The organism is Chitinibacter fontanus (assembly GCF_013423785.1).
Taxonomy (GTDB): domain Bacteria; phylum Pseudomonadota; class Gammaproteobacteria; order Burkholderiales; family Chitinibacteraceae; genus Chitinibacter; species Chitinibacter fontanus.
In genome coordinates this window covers 1,755,140-1,776,114 of sequence record NZ_CP058952.1, presented here as the reverse complement: position 1 = coordinate 1,776,114, position 20,975 = coordinate 1,755,140, and the positions used below count along the sequence as shown (strand labels likewise).

The following is a 20,975-nucleotide window of genomic DNA, read 5'->3' as shown; positions in this document are numbered from 1 at the left end:
ATCCTCAATCATCAATTCTTTTGTTTGATATCCAATCTAAAGCTGCGCAACTCACCAGTGAATGTTTGGCCATCTGGTAAGCGCGGGAATGGATTCACACTCAAAATGGCACGACGCGCGGCATCATCCCAAGCCTTATTCCCACTGGAAGAAACCAACTCCAATTGCGACTCCAAAATACTGCCATCTGGCAATAACACAACTCGATACACGGCTTGGCTGGTGCCTTTTGGCCCGTTGTAAACCATGCGTGAATCAATCAAATTAATGAGCCTGCTGTAATAGTCTTTGAGTGCGGCACCATTCGCGCCCGAGCCTTTGCCCGGCCCGCTATTACCAACTGCATTTGGGTTAGTGCCAGTACCGCCAGGCTTCCCACCAGCCACAGGCTTGGTATTACTGTTTGTCTTGCTAGAAATCGCATTATCCAGCGACAGCAAATCTTGCATTTCGCTGTTTTTCTTCGGCGCAGCCGTTGCTTTGACTTTAGGCGCGACAGTTGGCTTGGCGGCTGGCGCACTCGTTGCCTTCGGTGCTGCTGTTGCCTTTGGCGTAGCTTTCGGTGTCGCGGTTGGCACCGGCGTGACTTTTGGCGTTGCCGTTGGTTTTACCGTCGGTTTGGGCGTGGTCTTCACTTTTTCGGTAGCAATATCCACTTTTTCCGGCACAACTTCAGGCTTTGGCGGCTCAAGCTTCACTGGTTTTTGTTTCACTGGCTCAGGCTGTACTTGCTCGGGCGCAGAGGGCGGCGGGCCGCCCCACAGCTCAACCACCACCGGTTTGGGCTTTTGGGTTTTCCACTGCACCGACAACAACAGCGCCCCTGCCAAAATCACATGCATCAGCACGGCCAGTACAAATGACAAGCCGCGTTTTTCTGCGTGAGCGGGGTTTTGCTTGGGATTCATTATTTAGGCTGCACCATCAAACCAACGCGGGCGATATTGGCGCGCTGTAATTCATCCATCGTCTGCACAACGACTTCATATTTGACATTTTTATCGGCCGAAATGATCACCGGGCGCTCGGTTTCAGCCCCCATTTTGGCTTTGATCGCGGCCACCAGCGCCGCCACATTGGCTTGCGCTTCGGCCTTGCTACCCGGCGCATCAAGCAAGCCAAATGCACCTTCGGCTGAAATCTCGACCGTCAGTGGTTTGGCGGCGACTTCGATATTGGATTTCCCTACGCTGGGCAGATTGATCACCGATGGCTGCATCATCGGCGCAGCCACCATAAAGATCACCAACAGCACCAGCATCACGTCGATATAGGGAACGACATTAATCTCGCTTTTGGCGCGACGAGGGCGACGATTACGCATACCGCCGCCTTAACGCACTTGGCGTTGCAAAACGTTGGAAAATTCTTCGATAAAGGTATCAAAGCGGTTTGCCAAACGATCTACGTCATAGGCAAAACGGTTGTACGCCACTACCGCCGGAATCGCGGCAAACAGACCAATTGCCGTGGCCACCAAGGCTTCAGCAATATGCGGCGCAACGGTCGCCAACGTGGCTTGGCCGACATTACCCAAGCCCTTGAACGCGTACATAATGCCCCACACGGTACCAAACAGACCAATATAGGGGCTCACCGAACCAACCGAAGCCAAAAAGGCATTGTGTTTATCAAGGAAATCCAGTTCGCGCTGGCAAGAGGCGCGCATCGCCCGGCGCGTGCCTTCCATCACATCGGATAATTCCATGCCGCCTTTTTGGCGCAATTTCAAAAACTCGCCAAAACCGGCTTCAAAAATTTTTTCCATGCCGATGCTGCGGCTGCGTTTTACATGTTCGTACAAACCATTCAAATCCGAACCACTCCAGAAGCGGTCTTCAAATTCTTCGGTATGTTTCTTCGCGTTTGCCAAGGTGAAGTGCTTGCTGAAAATATGCCACCAAGACATAAACGACAGCGCCATCAAAATCACCATCACCATCTGCACGACGAAACTTGCTTGCATCACCAAGCTAATAATCGACATATCTTGTACGCCAGCGCTGACATCCACGGGAAATACTCCAAAAAATAAATGCTGTAAGTAGGAAAACCTTAAGCGATAAAAGTTCAGCTAGTGTGAAAAGCCCCGCACATCGATGCGTTGCCAAAGTCATTGAATAGCTATTGTGCATAAAAAATGCCCCGATCGGGGCATTTGGATTCGATTTTGTATGAAATTACCATTCATTCATCGGTTTTGGGCGCGTTTAGACCAAAATGCGCATACGCCCCCAATGTCGCCATCCGGCCGCGTGGAGTACGCTGCATCAGGCCTTGCTGAATCAAGTAGGGCTCAACGACTTCCTCAATCGTATCTGTTGATTCACCAATCGCCGCGCCGACGTTATCCAGCCCCACTGGGCCACCGCCGAACTTTTCCAAAATGGCCAACAACAACTTGCGATCCATCACATCGAGCCCAGCATGATCAACGTCGAGCATTTGTAGCGCCGCATCTGCCACTTCGCGCGTCACTACACCATCGTGCTTGACCTCGGCAAAGTCGCGTACACGGCGCAGCAAGCGGTTGGCAATCCGTGGTGTGCCGCGCGAGCGGCGGGCAATTTCAAACGCGCCATCATCGGCCATTTCGACATTCAGCAAACCAGCAGAACGACTCACGATGCGGGTTAATTCTTCGGGGGTATAAAATTCTAAGCGCGCGACGATACCGAAACGATCCCGCAGCGGATTAGTCAACATACCTGCCCTAGTCGTCGCGCCGACCAAGGTGAATGGCGGCAGATCAAGCTTCACCGAGCGCGCCGCTGGGCCTTCGCCGATCATGATATCAAGCTGAAAATCTTCCAGCGCAGGGTATAAAATCTCTTCGACCACCGGTGAAAGCCGATGAATTTCGTCGATAAATAGCACATCGTGCGGCTCTAAATTAGTCAGCAGCGCCGCCAGATCACCAGCTCGCTCCAAAACAGGTCCAGAGGTTTGACGTAAATTCACACCCAATTCGCGCGCAATAATATGCGCCAGCGTGGTTTTTCCTAGCCCAGGCGGGCCAAATAGCAGCACATGATCGAGCGCCTCACCGCGTTTTTTCGCCGCCTCAATAAAAATCTCCAACTGCCCGCGCGCCTTCATTTGCCCAACATATTCGTCGAGCAACTTCGGCCGCAGCGCGCGCTCAAGCTGCTCTTCATTATTCGAGAGCTTTTGTGCCGTGATCAGGCGATCAGGCGGTGGGGCAGAAAATAGCGAATCGGTTTCGATCATGGTGTATATCCATATACTGCAGCATGTATTTAACCACAGTCATTTAATGCATTGAGCTACAGACCAATACCCTTAGCCTTTCGCCAGCGATTTCAACGCTATCCGAATCCCGTCGCTCACCGATGCATCGGCAGGTAGCGTTTTCATCGCCAGATTGGCTTCGCGCTCGTTATAGCCCAAGGCCAGCAAGGCATTGAGAATATCACTACGATCATCGGGCGTGGTGGCCAGCGGTAATTCGCCGGGCATCGAGACCAAACCGCCGGTGGCGAGCTTGCCGCGTAATTCGAGCGCCAAACGCTCGGCGGTTTTCTTGCCAATCCCCGGCACGGCCGAGAGGCGTTTGATGTCTTCACTGGCGACCGCCAGTGCCAACTCGTCAGCTGTCATGCCCGACAGAATCGCCAGCGCGATTTTGGCGCCGATACCCGACACCTTAATCAAGGTGCGAAAGCTATTGCGCTCTTCACGCGTCGCAAAGCCGTAGAGCAGCTGCGCATCTTCACGCACGACCAAATGGGTAAACAGGGTTGTCGCTTCGCCCAGATGAGGCAACACATAAAAAGTGCTCATTGGCACATCCACCTCGTAGCCAACGCCACCGACGTCGAGCAGGATTTGCGGTGGCTGTTTTTCAAGCAGTTTGCCAGTGAGACGACCAATCATAATGAAGCTCTGCGCCTAGCGCCAAAGTGAACGAACGTACAGTATAACGGCTTTGTGGGGCGAAAATCAAAATCGTCTGTGCACTACGGCATAATCAGCGCAAGCGCAGGACAAGCAACAAATACATAGCCATGTATACAGATAGAAGCCAATTTATACATTACCCACAGGCAAATACCCCTAGGCCATCCGACCGCGTTTCATCGACATTCGATATGCCGCCAGTTGTTTAGCCGCACCGCCCTGATGCTGGGCGTGGGTGAGGGCGACACCGAGCGCATCAGCCGCATCGGCCTGCGGCACGCCCGACAGGCGCAAATGCCGTTGCACCATCAGCCCGACTTGCTCTTTATCCGCATGGCCATTGCCAACGACGGCCTGTTTGACTTGCAGCGCGGTGTAGTCAGTCACTGGTAACCCCGCCAGCACCAAAGCCGCCACCGCTGCGCCGCGTGCTTGGCCCAGCATCAAGGTTGCCGCGGGGTTCACATTGACGAAAACCTGCTCGATCGCGGACTCATCTGGTTTATAAGTTGCAACAATCTGTGCGATACCATCAAGGATAATCTTGATCCGCCCCGCCAACGGGCCGCCCTGCGTTTTAATACAACCCGAGGCGACATAAATGCGGTTTTGCCCGACCACATCAATCACCCCAAAGCCAGTGGTGCGCGAGCCGGGGTCGATGCCGAGAATGCGCACTAGTTGGACTCCAACTGCTGACGCTCAAACGTCCACGTGCGCGTGATCACTAATATTTTGGAGGGCTTGCCAGTAGCATCAAGCATATCTGGTGGCAGCTTGGGGAAAGGTGCGGACATTTTTAGAATCTGCAACGCAGCGGCATCTAGTTGCGGGTTGCCAGACGATTGATCAATTTGTGAGCTACGCATCGTGCCATCGGCATCAATTTCCACCATCACGCGCAATCGGCCATAAAGCTTATTACCGTCAGCATCAACCGGATAGGCCATCGTGCCGACACGCTCGATTTTCTGGCGCCAACCATCCATATACATTGCCACGCTGGTTTGTTTTGCGTTCACCCCCACAAAAGTTTTACGCGGTTTACTTTGGTATGCGTGGTTTTGCTGAGCGATTTGTGCTGCTTTTAGCGCTAATTCCTGTGATTTATCCACTGGGGCATGATTAGCACACGCAAGTAAAAGCAAGGGCAGTACTAATAGTGCGGCTCGCAACATCGCTTAATCGCTTGTCAGCTGCTGACGCTCAAAGGTCCACGTACGCGTAATGACCAACACCGTCGCGGGTTTGCCAGTGGAGTCGAGCATATCAGGCGGCAGCTTGGAGAAGGGCGCGGACATTTTCAAAATCCGCAGCGCGGCGGCATCCAGCTGTGGGTTACCTGATGATTTATCAATCTGTGAGCTGCGCATCGTGCCATCGGCATCGATTTCTACTGTCACGCGCAATTGACCGTAGATCTTCTTGCCGTCGGCATCGACTGGATAGGCCATCGTGCCTACACGCTCGATCTTTTGGCGCCAGCCGTCCATATACATGGCTACGCTGGTTTGCTTGGCGCGCGCACCGACAAAGGCTTTGCGTGGTTTGCTCTGGTATTCATGATTTTGTTTGGCAATCTGGGCGGCCAAACCGGCAATTTCTTGCTGCTTGCGAACTTGCTCTTTGAGATCTTCAACATCCAGCGGCTGGCCATCAGGGCTTTGTTGGACGTTTTTACTATCCGTGTTGGCTTTGGTGCTGGATTTGAGCTGTGTCATCAACTGATTGCTCTGGTCTTCAAGCTTTTTCAGTTTAGATTCAACTTGCTCAAGTTCCACATCGGCTTGCTTGGATTTGGAAGGCAAGGGCGATTTAACACGGTGATCGGGCGCATCAGTATTGCCGCCACCATCAAGATCAGCTTGCGCTTCAACTTCGGCATTGGCAGGCCGAGTCGTGGTTTTTTGATTGACCAGCACAATATCCAGCGGCTGCTTGGACATAAATTGGCGCGGGTCAGGCAACACAAATTTGATGCCAAATATGGGAAAGGCGTGCGCAATCAGCGATAAGGCCATCGCCGCAGCCATAAAACGTTGCCCCCGATCCATCTTTCGCATCCCAACTGAATTTGCACAATCGCGCGAGTGTAGCACAGCAGCGATTGGCACCGATGTTGAGCACGCGAAAGGCAGCAGGTGGAGTAGAATAGAACACACTCACAGCACGGAATTGATGATTATGCGCAACACTCTGATGGTTTTAGCTTTGCTCTGTTCTGCGTCAGTATTTGCCGCCGATGACGGCGCTAAAGTAGCGGCAAAATACAATTGTCTGGGTTGTCATTCTGTAGAACAAAAAATTGTTGGGCCCGCCTACAAAGAGGTCGCCAAACGCTACAAAGGCCAGAAAGATGCCGAAGCGATGCTGATGGCGGAAGTACGCAAAGGCTTGCCTGGTGGCAAATGGGGGCAGATTCCCATGCCGGCTCAGCAAATTGAAGAGAAGGATTTACGCGTCATTATTCGCTGGGTTTTGGCCCAATAAGACGCTAGATTTAATATGATTGTCACGCAGCCGTATTGCATTGCCCGGCGTAGTTGATTAAGCTGCGTGCCCTATTGGGTTGCTTATTTTGTAAGCGACCAACATTGTCAAAAAGCGAGAATAATCATGGCAAAACTCACGGAACAAGACATCCGGGACTGGAAAGGCCCCGAAGATGACTACATGAACGCGGATCACCTCGAGTTCTTCCGCGAGCGTCTAATTCAAATGAAAGCCGAGTTGGTTGCCAACGCCAGCCAAACGACTAGTCATTTGCAAGAGCAAGAAGCAACGCCAGATCCTGCTGACCGCGCCACGCTGGAAGAGGAATACGCACTAGAGCTGCGCACACGTGATCGTGAACGCAAACTATTGCTGAAGATCGATTCAACTTTGCGCAAAATCGCCGAAGAAAACTACGGTTACTGTGAAGACACTGGCGAACCAATTGGCCTGCCACGTCTGCTAGCGCGCCCAACGGCATCCTTGTCGCTAGAAGCGCAAGAGCGTCGCGAACGTCAGAAAAAACAGTACGCGGATTAATCTGCCGCGCATGGATCAATCTGATCAGGCTACACGCGCTGCCGCGCGCGATTTAATCGGCAAAACCCGCGCTCGCATTACACCAGCGCGGGTTGATATTTTGGCGACCCTGCTGGGCGCACAGCGCCCTTTGTCGCATCTTGATATCCAGCAATTACTTGAACCTAGCCTAGACCGCGTTACCGTTTATCGGGTGCTCGATTGGCTGACCGCCGAAAATTTGGCGCACAAATTATCCGGTGATGACCGAGTATGGCGCTTTTCTGCCGCCAAGGCGCCACATCATCACGCCCACTTCCACTGTCAGCAATGCGGGCGCTTTTATTGCCTCGAAGACATCACCACCGATCTACCGATGGCGCTCCCCAAGCTATTTAGTGCCGATAGCGTCGAAATTACTGTTAAAGGCATCTGCGCCAGCTGTAAAACCGCTTAATTCGTCTGCAAAGCCATTTCCAACACCATTTTTGCCCCACGTCGCTTGCCGCCAAACGCTTTAGACGATAATCTCTTCCCTTTAAAGAATATACAGGCAATCTCTGATTGCACTTAGCCGGCAGGGAAGATCATGCATTACCAAACCGACGACGTACGCATCCGCGAAATCAAAGAGTTACTACCACCCGTGGCAGTAATCGAAAAATATCCAGTGAATGAAACTGCGTCGACCTCGGTGTTTGAGACGCGTCAGGCGATTCACCGAATGCTCACTGGTAATGACGACCGTCTGCTGGTCATCATTGGCCCCTGTTCTATTCACGACCCCAAATCGGCGCTGGAATATGGCGAACGCCTGCTTAAATTGCGTGCGCAATACAAAGACCAGCTAGAAGTCGTGATGCGCGTGTATTTCGAAAAACCGCGTACCACCGTGGGCTGGAAAGGTCTGATTAACGACCCGTTCCTCAATGGCAGCTTCAATATCAACGAAGGCCTGCGTATTGCGCGCAAACTGCTGGTTGATCTGAACAACACCGGCATGCCAACGGCTGGCGAGTTTCTCGATATGATCACGCCACAATACGTGGCCGATTTGATGAGCTGGGGCGCCATTGGCGCGCGCACCACCGAATCTCAAGTGCACCGCGAGCTGGCCTCTGGTTTGTCTTGCCCAGTCGGCTTTAAAAACGGCACCGATGGCAATTTGAAAATTGCGTTTGATGCGATCAAATCTGCTGGCCAGCCACACCACTTCTTGTCGGTGACCAAGTACGGTCACTCGGCGATTGTAGCTACTGGCGGCAACCCAGATTGCCACGTGATTTTACGCGGCGGCAAAGAGCCGAACTACGACGAAACACATGTACGCGCAGCTAGCGCCGACTTAGCGGCAGCCGGTCTGGCCAAGAAAATCATGATCGACTTTAGCCACGCGAATAGCCGCAAAGATTTCCGTCGCCAGATGGAAGTGTGCGCCGATACCTGCGCCCAAGTATCCAGCGGTAATGATGCGATCTTTGGCGTAATGGTTGAAAGCCACTTGGTGGAAGGTCGTCAGGATGATGGCGCAGGTAAAGAATTGTGCTACGGCCAATCAATTACCGACGCATGTATTGGCTGGGATGATACCGAGAAACTGCTCGCCGATCTGGCCAACGCCGTAGCCACTCGCCGCGCACTGAGCAAACTTTAAGCACGGATTACTCTGTTGGCAAAGCAATGCCGCAGCCAAATCAGCCGGAATTCACATCTGTGATTCCGGCTTTTTTTCGCTTTTACTCAAAGGGTATGTGCACAGAAAGCTCACACAAAAAGCGCTAACAGCACATACCCACTAATCACCTTATCATCTATCGTGAAAACTCACCCGATACACGCTCCAATTTCTAAACCAATCGGCCAGTTGCTAATTTGTATCCGTCTACTCATTGCAGCCCTAGTGCTAAGCTGGGTCAGCCAGCAAGCACAGGCACAAACGCCGCCGACTCAAGCTACGATTTATGTCGTCAATAATGGCTGGCATACCGGCCTGATTGTGCCAGCAGCGTCGTTTAAACTGCGCTTTCCAGCACTACAACATCGCTTTGGCAACGCCAATTATTTTGAAATCGGCTGGGGTGATAAAGGCTTTTATCAAGCAAAGGAAATTACGGCCAGTATTACGCTCAAAGCCATGCTCGGCCTCTCCGGCTCGATTATGCATTTTGTGGGGCTCACAGATACCCCCGGTGCGTATTTATCTAAAGAGCAGATCAAACCTATTTGTCTTAGCAATACCCAGCTAGATCAGCTCAATCAGGCGATTGGCGACAGCCTCGCCTTGAACGAACAACACGACGTACAGCCGCTCGGGCCGGGGCTGTATGGTGATAGCGAATTTTATGCAGCCGTCGGCAACTATTACCTGCTGAACACCTGCAATAGCTGGACGGCACAGCGGCTAGCCCGCGCGGGGCTGCCAATCTGGAGCCGCTTTAAACTCACTGCTGCCAGCGTCATGAATGCGATTGGCGATCTGCCGGCGCAGTGCCAAGCCGAGTAGGCTAGCCCTGCGACAAGCCTTTGATTTACGCCGCTACGGCCTCTGGGTCATCTGCGGCAACACCCCACACTGGGAATGGGTCAGGATAGTTGCCCCAGTTGTTTTCTGCCAATTCGGCATCGGTCAGCAGGCAAGTATTTAGCTTCGATTTAAGCTGATCTTCGTTCATTTCTATGCCAATAAACACGATTTGCTGCTTACGGTCGCCAAAATCATCATCCCAACCATCAGCAATTGCGTCGAGCGCATCGTCGTCTTGCGGCCAATGCTCTTTCGGTACGCTGGCCCACCAATAGCCGCCCGCACCATGGCGGCATGCTCCACCAGCTTGTGACCAACTACCGGCAAAACTCGGGCGGGTGGCCAGCCAGAAAAAGCCTTTTGAGCGCAATACGCCATCCCATTCACTGTGGATCAAATCCCAAAAACGTTGTGGGTGCAGCGGACGGCGTGCATTCCAGACAAAACTGCTAATGCCATATTCTTCGGTTTCCGGAAGTTTTGCAGAAGGCTCACCACGCAATTCGGCCAGCCAGCCCGGTGCGTTGGCGGCTTCGTCAAAGTCAAAACGGCCGGTTCCCAAAATCGCATTCAGTGGCACTTCGCCGTTTTCGGCCACCAATTGCACCGCGCGCGGATTGAGCGCTGCCAAAATACTTTGCAATTGTTCCAACAGCTCGGCGCTGACCAGATCGGGCTTGCTAATCACCAACACATCGCAAAATTCGACTTGCTCAACCAGCAAATCAACCACGGTGCGATCATCTTCTTCACCAGCGGTTTCGCCGCGCTCAGCCAGTAAATCGCCGGTGGCATAGTCACGCAAAAAGTTAAACGCATCGACCACCGTCACCATCGTATCGAGCTGCGCCAGATCGGATAGCGATTGGCCTTGCTCGTCGCGGAAGGTAAAGGTCTCGGCCACCGGTAGCGGCTCGGCAATACCGGTGGATTCGATCAGCAGGTAATCAAAGCGGTCTTCTTTGGCCAAACGCGCCACTTCTTCGAGCAAATCCTCGCGCAGCGTGCAGCAAATACAGCCATTGCTCATTTCGACTAGGCGTTCTTCACCACGCGCAAAGCCGCCCTGATGGATCAGCTCGCCATCGATATTCACGTCTGACAGATCATTCACAATCACCGCGACACGCAAACCGGCGCGGTTTTTCAGCACATGATTCATCAAGGTGGTTTTACCTGCGCCCAGAAAGCCGGATAAAACGGTGACAGGTAGTTTTTTCATGCTACGGCTCCGACCAAAAAGCCAATAGCATAGACAATTGCAACACAGTTGCGCAACTGTGTTGCAAATATTGTTATAAAAAACGGCCAATTCAATATTGAATTTAGCCGTTTTTAACTACAAATAGCTGCTTTAAACTACTTTTAACTCATTTAAGCAGCAACTGCACTCAGTTGAGCACGAGCAGCGGCTAGTGCAGGATCACGCACCTCAGGCCCCATGGCCAAGCCTTCCGCCGAAATAACACGAATATCCGTAATGCCCAAAAAGCCCAGCAAAATGCGCAGATATTCAACGTGGGCAACACCAGTTGCTGTACCTGCATGCTGGCCACCTGCGGTAGCAACAATCACTGCGCGCTTACCACCTGCCAAGCCTTCTGGGCCATTGGCGCCATATTTGAATGTCACACCTGCCACGCTAATCATATCGATCCACGCTTTAAGTTGGCTAGGGATCGAGAAGTTATACATTGGCGCGCCAATCACCAGCACGTCAGCCGCCAGAAACTCAGCCATCACCGTCTCGGCAATGCTGACCTGATGCGCTTGCTGGGCATTGCGTTCTTGCGCTGGCGTGCCTTTGGCGGCCAACAATGAGCCATCCAGATGTACGGTAGCCGAGCTAGTCACATCGCGGTAAGTCACACTGGCGTTTGGTTCAGCCAAACGAATGCTTTCTACTACTTCTTTAGTCAGTTGGCGCGAAACAGAGTGGTCACCCAAAATGCTGGAGTCGATATGGAGCAAGTTCATGATGCAATCCTTTGTGGCTGAATGTTTTGATGTATGCATCTTATATTTGGCGCAAAATAGCGACTAGACTGCAAAATTAGGAAGGATTGTTCTACTGATGACACCAATCAGCGCAGACTTTAATGATTATGTGTATTTCGCTCAGGTGATTGAATTTGGCGGCTTTTCCGCGGCGGCACGACAATTGGGTATTCCCAAATCGCGGCTGTCACGCCGGATTGCCGGTCTGGAAGAGCGCCTTGGGGTGCGCTTGCTTCAGCGCAGCACGCGCAAGCTAACACTCACCGATGTCGGGCAAAAATTCCTTGGCCACTGTCAGGCTTTGCTGCGCGAAGCCGAAGCCGCTGAATGCGTGGTGGCCAGCCAGCGCGCCGAGCCAGCAGGGCGGGTACGGTTAAGCGTACCGCCCGCGATGATGGATAGTTTGGTAGAAATTTTGCAGCAATTTATTGTGCAGCACCCCAAAGTAGTGCTCGAAATTATTTCAACCACCCGGCGAGTCGATTTATTGGAAGAAGGCATCGATGTTGCTTTGCGGGTGCGCGCTACTGATGATGAAGATTTGCAATGGGCCACTCGCCGCTTGCGCCCCACGCAGGCCAAGCTGGTCGCCAGCCCGGCGCTGGTGGCACAATTGGGTGGGATTAGTACACCGGGCGCACTGGCACTGGCACCGGCTCTGGGCATGGTAGGAGCAGATCAGCGCATTCATTGGCGGCTGGTGAATGCCAGTGGCGAAGCACGGGAATTCGTTTTACCGCCGCGCTTATCGACCGAAAGTTTTGCTTTGCGCCGCCAAGCTGCACTAGCTGACTTAGGGGTGACCATGCTACCGGATGATTATGTTGCTGCGGATTTAGCCAGCGGCAGCCTAGTCGAAGTGCTACCCGACTGGCGCTTTCCGTTTAGCCATGTGCAGGCAGTGTACGCCAGCCAGCGGGGTTTATCGCCCGCCGTGCGGGCATTACTTGATGCCTTGGTTGCGGCGTTAGGCTAGGTATATTAATACAACGCAACTGTATTAATATTTACAGCAATATACCCTCAACGCACTAAGCACTACACACGCGATTACGGCCACTGTTTTTGGCCTGATACAGCAATTGATCTGCGCGCTCGCACAGCTGATGCGCGCCTTCGGCAGGTAGCTGCTCAGCAACCCCAAAACTGGCGCTGATTTGAAAACACTGCTCGCGGCATTGAAAACTCAACTCGCCAATCTCCAAGCGCAGGCGCTCGGCAATCTGGTGCGCAGTCGCCAGATCGGTTTTGGGCAAAATCAGTAAAAACTCTTCACCGCCGTAGCGGGCGACCCAATCGCTTTCGCTGCGCAAACTTTGCCGCAATACTTCACCCACCTTGGCTAACACGTCATCGCCCGCTTTATGGCCATACTTATCATTCACCTGCTTGAAAAAATCCACATCACAGAAAATCACGGACAGCGGCTGCTGACTTTCGCTGCTGGCCATACGTTCAAGCTGCTCGTTCAGATAATGCCGGTTGTAACAACCCGTGAGCGGGTCGGTGATAGATAACAATTGAATCGACTGCATGGCTTGCTCTAGCTGCGCGGTGCGCTCAGCCACCAATTGATCAAGGTGATGAATATGCCGCCCCAGCTCGGTTTGCAACATATCGAAACCCGCCACCACCAGATCAATTTCATTCGGCACCACATGCTCGCGGTCGGTTAGATGCAAGGGGGTGAGTAATTTTTGCGCATCCAGTTCGCGGGCAAATGCGGCAATTTCTTTCAAGGGCTTGCGCAAATGCCGCCGCAAAATCAAGCGCACCAGCTGGCAAATTAATAAGGTCAGCAGGGCATAGCCAAACACACTCAGCCCAATCTGGAACACCAGCATTTTGTAAAAATTGGCGGTATCGGCATATACAAATAAATCGCCCAACACCTGACTGGTAGTACCTGGCTCGTACAACACAAAATGGTGCGGCGGCAAACCTGCCGTGGTCGCTTGATGCCCATAGGAAAACTTGCGCCCTGATGTTAGCTCTAGCCGAACAAAGGCGATGGCATCATTCGATTCAACCATGCTGTGCAGCTGGGTTTCGATGCTTTTAGGCTCAATATCCCAGACGCTAATCGCCAATTGCGGAACATACACCGCGGCAATCACATTTAACGTATCGTTAAACTGATGCTCACTCATCCGGTACAGGCTAAAGGCACGAATAGAGCCGATCAATAGCGCGCACACAACCGAAACCCAGACAATTTTGCGGATCAATAAACGGGTAATGGATTGAAACCGTTCAAAACGCATCGCTATTTCAGCCAAGATTGCAGGGTAAATGGGTAATGCAATAGCGCGGGATGATGCCAGCGGCTATAGCGCCGAAAATCAATACTGCCAAAGTTTTGCGCGCCAAAACGGCGTTGATATTGGCGCGCTAATTCGGGCGTAATCAACCCAAACATCGGCGCCTCCATCTCAAGCCCTTCACCCGCAAAATCCCTACCGTGTAAATAATCATAGATCAGCACCAAACTCCAGGCGCCCGCCATGAAGTGTCCACCCGCCAGCGCGCTTAAACGACCATCCCCAATCGCTTGCATCGCCTCTGGGGAAGTATTAAACGCACTGAATACGGCCGTTTTCCCCACCACACCACCACGTGCCTGCCAACTTTGCATCGCGCCAAACGCCATAATATCGCTACCGCTCCAGATCAATCTGGCTTCAGGGTAACGCTCATACAGCCAACTGCTTTGCTCTGTTGCTTTGGCTAATTGCCAATTGGCGTACACCATTTGGCGCAGCACCGCATCGCTGCTTTCTGCCACCGCCCGCTGCAAGCCGCGATTGCGCCGAATCGAGCTAGGCGTGGAACGATCGCCAGCCAGCGCAATCACCTGCAATCGCCCATCGCCCCCCTGCAAGCCCGCCCGACGCCCTTGCGCCAGCAATTGCTTCGCCACCAGATAGCCCGCTACTTCTGCATCGGGCACCAAGGAGCCTAGCCAATTCGGATATTTGCCCCGTGGCTCGCCACCCCGTTTACGCTCATCGGCGGTATATAAAGTGCTATACGCCATAAAACAGTGCGTGCGGGTATTGGCAAATATTTGCAGCAGCTCCGGCCCCGTACCCTGATCATTGCTAAAAATCACCACATCCGGCTGTTGCGCCGCAGGCCGGGCGGCTAGAAGGCGAGCAATCTCCAACGCCCGCAGCGGGCTGCGCTCGGCATAGCTCACCTCCAGCTTAAACCCCAATTGCAGCGCCGCCGCCTGCATCGCCGAGCTGGAGGTTTGCCAAAACAATTCATCGTGTTTGCCCGGGTTGATAAACGTCACCGACACCGCCCACGCGCTTGCCGCAACCAGCCAGGCGGCCATACACAAAGCGAGAAAACGGCAGGAAAAATTCGCCACGGATCATTACTCGAGCAATTGAAATAGGATTGTTTTTAGTATGGTCAATAAAACGCACATCACCAGCCACACCATCACACAACACGACTAAATGACAGCACAGCGATGTATTGCCGATAAAAATACCCAGCAAAACAACGCCATAGCGGTATTTATGCCACGCTTTTTGTGCGCGCAAACACTAAACTAAGGCGCTTCGCAGCGGGGTCATCCCCGTGTCATCCATTTCTGCGAGAGTAGCCTTATGCAAAGCATCATCAACATTAGCTGGGTATCGATCTGCGATACGCTAGTTAGCCTTAGCGCCGCATTTATACTGGGCGGCATCGTCGGCCTAGAACGCCAAGTACGCCAACGTACGGCGGGACTGCGCACCAATGTGCTGGTGTGCGTGGGTGCGGCGATCTTTGTCGACATTGCCATGCGCTATCACCAACTACACGGCGGCTCGCCCAGCCCGATGCAAGTGATTGCCTACGTCGTCTCCGGCGTCGGCTTTCTGGGTGCGGGCGCGATCATGCGCGAAGAAGGCAATGTACGCGGCATCAACACCGCCGCCACGCTATGGGGCTCGGCCGCCATTGGCTGCGCCGCGGGCGCCGATATGATCATCGAAGCCATCCTCGCCACCGCCTTTGTGCTGGCCGCCAACACACTGCTGCGCCCGATGGTCAACCGCATCAACCGCCAACCACTCGACACCGAAGTGGAGGCCAGCTACACCGTACACATCATTGGCCCACGAGAACTACGCCGCGAGCTGCTGGCGCAAATCAAACTCGCCTGCGCCGCCGCCAAAATACCGCTACACGACATCGACATCGCCCCATTTGACGGCGACGAAATCGAAATCGAAGCCGTACTGCTACCCACCTCACTCGATAGCGTGGAGCTAGATCAACTGGTCGAAACCTTGCGGCTAGAACCGCAAGTGAAACAGGCATTCTGGAGCGTCAGCACAATGGAATAATGGCGCAGGCAAGCCGCTAAGCAAACCATGGCCGGTTATAGCGGATGACGGGGTATATGGCCATAAGCCATTACCCCAGCAAGCTAAATACATATACCACCGCACGGGCAATGGCGCTCATTATGCATCGTGGTATTGGCCTGCTGGCGCAGGCGGTGAACCGGCCGTTTTTCTCTCCAAACGAACAAATCCGGTTTTATGCGGCTACGCCGCGAGATTTGAAAGCGCGTTCCGCCGCGCAGACGGGTAGGGGGCTTTGCTTCTCCAAAGCCCCCTACCCCCCAAAAGAGCCCCGATCGACGCGAAACCCCGTCCGTCCGGCAATTGGCAAGGCAACGCGGCAAACTCGCGTTGCGCTACCGTCGCAACGCTCAAACAGCCGCGTTTTAAAACCCCGCCAACCACCTCCCGAACGGCGCGTCTCCACGGGGAATTCGTTCTAATTGGCAAGAGGGTATATCTACATAAGCCAGTACAGAAAACAATTTCAGGGCAACACCAAGGCAGGTATATATCGCGATGGTCGGTGTGGAGCTTGAATTCCCGTGTAGCGAAAACCGCAGCAAGGAGGGAGACAAACGGACGTATCGTTTGGCTCACGAGGCGGCAAGGGCAGCGCGGAGCGCTTTTCGCCCGGGTCGCCTTCTCTTGCTTACTTCTCTTGGCGAAGCAAGAGAAGTAAGTGCCGCGGCGCACAGCCGCCAATCACAGCCAAATCACAAATTCTGGCAAAGAAAAATGGTAGAGCCATGCAAAATGGGTAGATTGATAAGTGCGTCCAATTTCGCAACACGACTCGTGCCTTGAGCTATCAATTAGTTAGATTTACCTAAGAAAACTTCAGGTACTGTCGGCGCTCCACACCAAGATGCGATGGAATTGTATTTCCGCGCAATCCCTTGTAGGCAAACTAATCCATCAGATGCTTTTTCGAACAAATTTGCGAGTGCACTCCCTGTTTCATTAGCCTCTGTGATCACATCACGAATTTTTCTCAGACCAGAAGAATTCTTAATTTCGTTTTTATCATCACTTCTGCTTAACAGTTCTTGAGTTGCATCTTCAAGATCACGGAGTCGTAATTCGAGCTCAGGTTCAGTTTGCGTAAGCGACGCAAGGTATTGGATGCTCTCAGAAATATCCTCAAGCTCTCGCGTAATAACAGCGGTCTGATTTGATTGCTCACTATGATTCGAAAGAGTAATAACTGGCGATGCTGTAACGTGAATTATTGGCGCACTTTTCTGTGTGAATGCATGTCCAATTAGCTGTTTCAGCGTCTCAATTTCCTGATTTTTATGTTGCAAAATTTCATTTTTATTCTCAATTCGAGCTTGCGCTATTCGCAATTCTGCTTTTAACTCGAGAATTTGCAGCTTTGTATCAAGGAGTATCTCTGGAGATGCTTCACCCCGAACGATTAGTTCATAGTCATAGAGTGCCCTTTCAATAATATCCCTATTCCCAGTCTCTGATTCAACAATCATTCGTACAGTATCACCATCCTGCTCAATCCGAACCTTTGCATTTTCGTTAGGATATTTTTCGCGAAGAATCGTGCCAAAATAGCTAAGTATCCCTAATCCTGCTTGGTGATACTCAGGTGGGAACTCGATTGCTCTATTAATGACGATGCGCTGATCTGCCCGTGATTTTTCAGACGGTAACTCACATAATTCGATATTACTCGCTTCGAGACTCACCCCTAAAATTAGAAAAGGAGCGCCATGAGATAAGGGAGCTATCGCTTTTAAATCCTTGGCATTGCGCTCAAATTCACTTGGAAACCCATTACTTTGACCGAATAGTGCATCACTGCATTCTTTGAGTGGCATTAAGGCGATAGGGATATCAATCACGCCTTCTCGATATGCCAGCGGGGTAGCAGTGAACAACCAACGATTCAGGCTTTCTCGCCTAAAATATAGCGATGCCGAAATGCGGTTTAGTATGTAACCAAGTTTATGTCTATAAGACCAGTGTGAATTTTTGCTGAGATTAAGATTACTACAATCCTCCCACTCTGAAACCTCCAAGGCCTTGGTGAAACAAAGCTGCATCTTCTGCTGCAATTCCAATTTCCCATTATTTTTTAAGAAACCTTGAATCTCAGTTTGTCGTATTTTTTCAATTGTTAATGTCTCAATCGCACTTACAAGTGATTCATATACTACTGAACGGGCAATAAGTTGATTCCAAGCATCACCATAACTAATTACTTTATTAATATACATTAAATTCAAGCCTGAAAAATAATGGGTTATAGGATATAAAAATACATTAGGTATTAATAAGACGCATGACTCAAAGCTTTAGGCGAGCTGCATATATAGATAATGATTATCCGCACAATTATCAAAAGTCATTCACTGCCGCCAACCCGCGATTCACCACTTCCATACACTGCTTCTCATCCAGAATCGTCTCAATCGATCCCTGCTTATCAAAGCACTTGCATGAAGTACGCTTCGCATTGGTCGCGCAGCCACTAATATTCGCCAAACGCTGCTTGCGCTTGGCATCCGCAGCGTTTTGTTTCATTCGTTTGTCGTTATCATCGAGCAGTTTTTCAAATGCCTTGGCCGTGCCTTCATTGATGCCATTGGCAAAACCACGCCCAGCCTCGCGGGTGGTTTGCTCGACTACGCCAGCGTGGCTGCTGGCCATCGCCAGTAGTGCAATCAGAAATAGGATTTTTCTCATTTTGCGATCCAGACTTGGTTTAAAGGGTATATCGCTAAAGGCCACATCTAAAATCGACCACCGCTCTATACCCTCCGACGTATTTTTGCCCTGATACCGTGCTGTTATCGTACCGATCCAACTACCGTCTGTCAGTAAAATTTACGGCAGTTTCATGTTTTTCTTAAGCCGGATCAATGATTTGCTTTCAATGCAATCAGCAGACAATCTTTAGCTTGGCGCAAAACAAGCCAAACATCCGCGCTCTACAATCAACGCATCCCCATCTTGCTGGCGACGGCCACCATGCCTCATTTGATTTCCGATCTTGAATCCGCCATCTCCGCCGCCACTGGCGCGCTGTTTCACGTGAAGCAACAGCGCAGCGTGGGTGGTGGCTGTATTAATCAGGCATTGGTGCTTAGCGACGCCACCGACCCAAGGCGGCAGTATTTTGTGAAGACCAATCGCGCGGCGCTGCATGGCATGTTTGTCGCCGAGGCGGCGGGGCTGGTGGCGTTGGGGCAGGGGATGCGCGTACCGCAGCCGATTGCGCATGGGGTGAGCGGCACGACGGCGTGGCTGGTGTTGGAATATTTGCCGCTGTCGGGCTCGCCCGACCCTGCGGCAATGGGTGCTGCTTTGGCGCGCGTACATCGAATTTCACCGGCGGGCGCGCCGCGCTTTGGCTGGGAGATTGATAACACCATTGGCAGCACGCCGCAGAGTAATCGCTGGCATGAAAGCTGGATCGATTTCTGGCGCGAGGAACGCTTGTTGCCGCAGTTCGAACTGGCGCGGCAGAACGGCTGCGATTTTGGCGCGGCGGGCACGAAGCTACTCGACAAAATCCCGGAGTTTTTCCGCGACTACACGCCGCAGCCGAGCTTGCTGCATGGTGATTTGTGGGGCGGCAATGCGGCGGGGCTGGCGGATGGGATACCGGTGATTTTTGACCCTGCCTGCTATTTTGGCGATCGCGAATGCGACTTAGCGATGACCGAACTATTCGGCGGCTTCGGCCCACGCTTTCTGGCCGCCTATCACGCCTTGTGGCCGATTGATGCAGGCTACGCGCAACGTAAAACGTTGTATAACTTGTATCACATCATCAACCACGTGAATTTATTCGGCAGTGGCTACGAGGGGCAGGCGCGGCAGATGATCGCTAGCCTGTTGCGCGGACTGGATTAATCCATCGCTTTGGGCACAAATCGAATGCGTTTCAGCTTGGGCGCATCCCATACAAAGTAGGAAATACCGCGTAGCGCCTTATCTTCATTCGGCATGCCGCGCACCACCAGCAAGCGGCTATCAGGGTAAAACTCAACCGCTTCCTGATTGGGAAACGTGTCAGAATCCACGCCTATCATATCCAGCCACTGCAACTGCGGTGGGTGGTAAACCCGCCCAGTGCGCACATCTACGAAGAAATATTCCACGCACGCCGTACCGCATCCCGCAACAATCAGTGCATAGTGTCCGGCGAAATTAACCCCCGTCTCAGCCACGCGTATCCGTATCATGGTGCGAAATCGCCTTGCGCGTTCAGTGCTTTTCACATCTGGCCGCGCGATGCGGCCGTGATATATCGGCGAGACCGCATAATTTTTAAACAGCGGCGCATCGCTTGGCACATCTTGCTGGGTGATCATATAGGCAGGCGTTTCATCATCGGCCACTACGGCACTGTTCACGTCTTCCGCTAATACCAAACTACTGGCAATGAGTAATACCGCGCCAAATAATCGGCTGATTAGCGCGGAATAGGGCATTGAATTTTGGGTTGCCATGTCCAGCTTTTTCCTTGTTCTTGCAAAAAGATTTGCTGCGTTTTGCTCTGTGCAGCAGGGGATATGCAGGAAAGCTGCGCCGTCAGCACTTTATTACTCACCCAGCGCGGCGCTTCCAAAGTGGCGATCATCTGGCCTTGAGCGTTGCTTAGAAACGAATAGCCACTCCATAATTTTTGTCCGCTGCGGCTATAAACATGCCATTGCTCGCCATCCAAACCCGAGGGCTGCTCGCTGGCAAAATAGCGGCTTGTATCAGGCGATAAAGTCACTTGCTGCCCTGCCGATAGAGTCTTGCCAGTTTGCGCATCAAACAACACACCGCTGTACAAACCGCCCCCGCTGCTGGCGATCAGATGCAAACCGCTAGGCTGATGCGTGCCGCAGTAAAGAAAAACTTCGCCATCATCCAGCGGATCATCGTAGGGCGGCTTGTCCTGCCACGTTTTTACCCCGCCAGCCCAACGCAATTGCAGCTTATGCGGCGCAATGCGCTGCACCTGTCCGCTCGGCGCTTGTTTGATTTGCTGGGTATCTCGCCCATTCGGATGCTCACAACGCAACACAAGTGGAGCGTCCTGAGCACTGGCCACGGCCGTGATCAGAAGCGAGCAGAATACCAGTTGGCAATTCTTCATTTTGTCTTTCATCGACTAAAACCATGGGTATATCTATCAAGCCATTTTGCAGTAAAGCTCA

At 52.3% G+C, this 20,975-nt stretch carries 25 protein-coding genes; 8 read left to right on the top strand and 17 right to left on the bottom strand.

Features of this window, described 5'->3' with window-relative positions:
* Positions 1-11: 11 nt before the first annotated feature.
* The 8 genes from HZU75_RS08215 to HZU75_RS08180 all read right to left on the bottom strand — a co-directional run bounded on the left by HZU75_RS08215 (position 12) and on the right by HZU75_RS08180 (position 5,975).
* Entirely contained in the window at positions 12-908 is an 897-nt protein-coding gene (locus HZU75_RS08215; RefSeq protein ID WP_180308639.1) for a cell envelope integrity TolA family protein, read from the bottom strand.
* Positions 908-1,324 carry a protein TolR gene (gene tolR, locus HZU75_RS08210; RefSeq protein WP_180308638.1) on the bottom strand — a complete coding sequence of 139 codons (417 nt, stop codon included), beginning with the start codon at positions 1,322-1,324 and terminating at the stop codon, positions 908-910. The genes HZU75_RS08215 and tolR overlap by 1 nt, the downstream gene beginning before the upstream one ends.
* A gap of 9 nt (positions 1,325-1,333) precedes the next feature.
* Positions 1,334-2,014 (bottom strand): protein TolQ, encoded by a 681-nt coding sequence (gene tolQ, locus HZU75_RS08205; RefSeq protein ID WP_444542038.1) that lies wholly within the window; start codon positions 2,012-2,014, stop codon positions 1,334-1,336.
* Between the two features lie 173 nt (positions 2,015-2,187).
* Positions 2,188-3,231, bottom strand: coding sequence for a Holliday junction branch migration DNA helicase RuvB (gene ruvB / locus HZU75_RS08200; protein WP_180308637.1), 1,044 nt, complete (start codon positions 3,229-3,231; stop codon positions 2,188-2,190).
* 72 nt (positions 3,232-3,303) lie between these two features.
* Positions 3,304-3,897: a Holliday junction branch migration protein RuvA gene (ruvA, locus tag HZU75_RS08195; RefSeq protein ID WP_180308636.1), complete on the bottom strand. Its 594-nt coding sequence runs from the start codon at positions 3,895-3,897 to the stop codon at positions 3,304-3,306.
* A 180-nt stretch (positions 3,898-4,077) separates the two neighbouring features.
* Positions 4,078-4,599 (bottom strand): crossover junction endodeoxyribonuclease RuvC, encoded by a 522-nt coding sequence (gene ruvC / locus HZU75_RS08190; protein WP_180308635.1) that lies wholly within the window; start codon positions 4,597-4,599, stop codon positions 4,078-4,080.
* On the bottom strand, positions 4,599-5,036 hold the full coding sequence (locus HZU75_RS08185) for an energy transducer TonB (protein WP_180308634.1): 438 nt from the start codon (positions 5,034-5,036) through the stop codon (positions 4,599-4,601). Before HZU75_RS08185 ends, ruvC begins: the two co-directional genes overlap by 1 nt.
* 66 nt (positions 5,037-5,102) lie before the next feature.
* Positions 5,103-5,975, bottom strand: a complete 873-nt coding sequence (locus tag HZU75_RS08180; protein ID WP_180308633.1) for an energy transducer TonB — start codon at positions 5,973-5,975, stop codon at positions 5,103-5,105.
* Between the two features lie 130 nt (positions 5,976-6,105).
* On the opposite strand from HZU75_RS08180, the gene HZU75_RS08175 reads away from it, so the two are divergent.
* From HZU75_RS08175 to HZU75_RS08155, 5 genes are all read left to right on the top strand, one after another.
* Positions 6,106-6,411, top strand: coding sequence for a c-type cytochrome (locus HZU75_RS08175; protein ID WP_180308632.1), 306 nt, complete (start codon positions 6,106-6,108; stop codon positions 6,409-6,411).
* A 126-nt stretch (positions 6,412-6,537) separates the two neighbouring features.
* A complete protein-coding gene (dksA, locus tag HZU75_RS08170; RefSeq protein WP_180308631.1) occupies positions 6,538-6,954 on the top strand; it encodes an RNA polymerase-binding protein DksA in 417 nt (138 codons plus the stop codon).
* Between the two features lie 10 nt (positions 6,955-6,964).
* A complete protein-coding gene (locus HZU75_RS08165) occupies positions 6,965-7,390 on the top strand; it encodes a Fur family transcriptional regulator (RefSeq protein WP_180308630.1) in 426 nt (141 codons plus the stop codon).
* Positions 7,391-7,522: 132 nt separating this feature from the next.
* Positions 7,523-8,587: a 3-deoxy-7-phosphoheptulonate synthase AroG gene (gene aroG, locus HZU75_RS08160; protein ID WP_180308629.1), complete on the top strand. Its 1,065-nt coding sequence runs from the start codon at positions 7,523-7,525 to the stop codon at positions 8,585-8,587.
* 162 nt (positions 8,588-8,749) lie between these two features.
* Positions 8,750-9,436 carry a TIGR02117 family protein gene (locus HZU75_RS08155; RefSeq protein WP_228028240.1) on the top strand — a complete coding sequence of 229 codons (687 nt, stop codon included), beginning with the start codon at positions 8,750-8,752 and terminating at the stop codon, positions 9,434-9,436.
* 25 nt (positions 9,437-9,461) lie between these two features.
* Here HZU75_RS08155 and zigA read toward each other — a convergent pair whose 3' ends face one another.
* Together zigA and HZU75_RS08145 are read right to left on the bottom strand one after the other, a co-directional pair.
* The gene (gene zigA, locus HZU75_RS08150) at positions 9,462-10,679 is read right to left on the bottom strand and encodes a zinc metallochaperone GTPase ZigA (protein ID WP_180308627.1); all 1,218 of its coding nucleotides are present in this window, start codon (positions 10,677-10,679) and stop codon (positions 9,462-9,464) included.
* Positions 10,680-10,831: 152 nt separating this feature from the next.
* Entirely contained in the window at positions 10,832-11,434 is a 603-nt protein-coding gene (locus HZU75_RS08145) for an FMN-dependent NADH-azoreductase (RefSeq protein WP_180308626.1), read from the bottom strand.
* 97 nt (positions 11,435-11,531) lie between these two features.
* Here HZU75_RS08145 and HZU75_RS08140 point away from each other — a divergent pair, with 97 nt between their 5' ends.
* The gene (locus HZU75_RS08140; RefSeq protein WP_180308625.1) at positions 11,532-12,431 is read left to right on the top strand and encodes a LysR substrate-binding domain-containing protein; all 900 of its coding nucleotides are present in this window, start codon (positions 11,532-11,534) and stop codon (positions 12,429-12,431) included.
* Positions 12,432-12,486: 55 nt separating this feature from the next.
* On the opposite strand, the gene HZU75_RS08135 is transcribed toward HZU75_RS08140, so the two are convergent.
* Genes HZU75_RS08135 through HZU75_RS08125 form a run of 3 tightly spaced genes read right to left on the bottom strand, consistent with a single transcriptional unit; the run spans position 12,487 to position 15,009 of the window.
* A complete protein-coding gene (locus HZU75_RS08135; protein ID WP_180308624.1) occupies positions 12,487-13,719 on the bottom strand; it encodes a GGDEF domain-containing protein in 1,233 nt (410 codons plus the stop codon).
* A gap of 2 nt (positions 13,720-13,721) precedes the next feature.
* Positions 13,722-14,795, bottom strand: coding sequence for an ABC transporter substrate-binding protein (locus HZU75_RS08130; RefSeq protein ID WP_180308623.1), 1,074 nt, complete (start codon positions 14,793-14,795; stop codon positions 13,722-13,724).
* The gene (locus tag HZU75_RS08125; RefSeq protein ID WP_180308622.1) at positions 14,722-15,009 is read right to left on the bottom strand and encodes a hypothetical protein; all 288 of its coding nucleotides are present in this window, start codon (positions 15,007-15,009) and stop codon (positions 14,722-14,724) included. Before HZU75_RS08125 ends, HZU75_RS08130 begins: the two co-directional genes overlap by 74 nt.
* A gap of 66 nt (positions 15,010-15,075) precedes the next feature.
* Here HZU75_RS08125 and HZU75_RS08120 point away from each other — a divergent pair, with 66 nt between their 5' ends.
* Positions 15,076-15,801 carry an MgtC/SapB family protein gene (locus HZU75_RS08120; protein ID WP_180308621.1) on the top strand — a complete coding sequence of 242 codons (726 nt, stop codon included), beginning with the start codon at positions 15,076-15,078 and terminating at the stop codon, positions 15,799-15,801.
* 815 nt (positions 15,802-16,616) lie between these two features.
* Here the strand turns inward: HZU75_RS08120 and HZU75_RS08115 are convergent.
* Both HZU75_RS08115 and HZU75_RS08110 read right to left on the bottom strand, forming a co-directional pair.
* Positions 16,617-18,035 carry a hypothetical protein gene (locus HZU75_RS08115; RefSeq protein WP_180308620.1) on the bottom strand — a complete coding sequence of 473 codons (1,419 nt, stop codon included), beginning with the start codon at positions 18,033-18,035 and terminating at the stop codon, positions 16,617-16,619.
* 121 nt (positions 18,036-18,156) lie between these two features.
* A complete protein-coding gene (locus HZU75_RS08110; protein ID WP_180308619.1) occupies positions 18,157-18,504 on the bottom strand; it encodes a hypothetical protein in 348 nt (115 codons plus the stop codon).
* Between the two features lie 285 nt (positions 18,505-18,789).
* Here HZU75_RS08110 and HZU75_RS08105 point away from each other — a divergent pair, with 285 nt between their 5' ends.
* A complete protein-coding gene (locus HZU75_RS08105) occupies positions 18,790-19,677 on the top strand; it encodes a fructosamine kinase family protein (protein WP_180308618.1) in 888 nt (295 codons plus the stop codon).
* On the opposite strand, the gene HZU75_RS08100 is transcribed toward HZU75_RS08105, so the two are convergent.
* Positions 19,674-20,276 carry a hypothetical protein gene (locus HZU75_RS08100; protein ID WP_180308617.1) on the bottom strand — a complete coding sequence of 201 codons (603 nt, stop codon included), beginning with the start codon at positions 20,274-20,276 and terminating at the stop codon, positions 19,674-19,676. The two genes, HZU75_RS08105 and HZU75_RS08100, sit on opposite strands and share 4 nt — an antisense overlap.
* Positions 20,240-20,926: a hypothetical protein gene (locus tag HZU75_RS08095; protein WP_180308616.1), complete on the bottom strand. Its 687-nt coding sequence runs from the start codon at positions 20,924-20,926 to the stop codon at positions 20,240-20,242. Before HZU75_RS08095 ends, HZU75_RS08100 begins: the two co-directional genes overlap by 37 nt.
* Between the last annotated feature and the right edge of the window lie 49 nt (positions 20,927-20,975).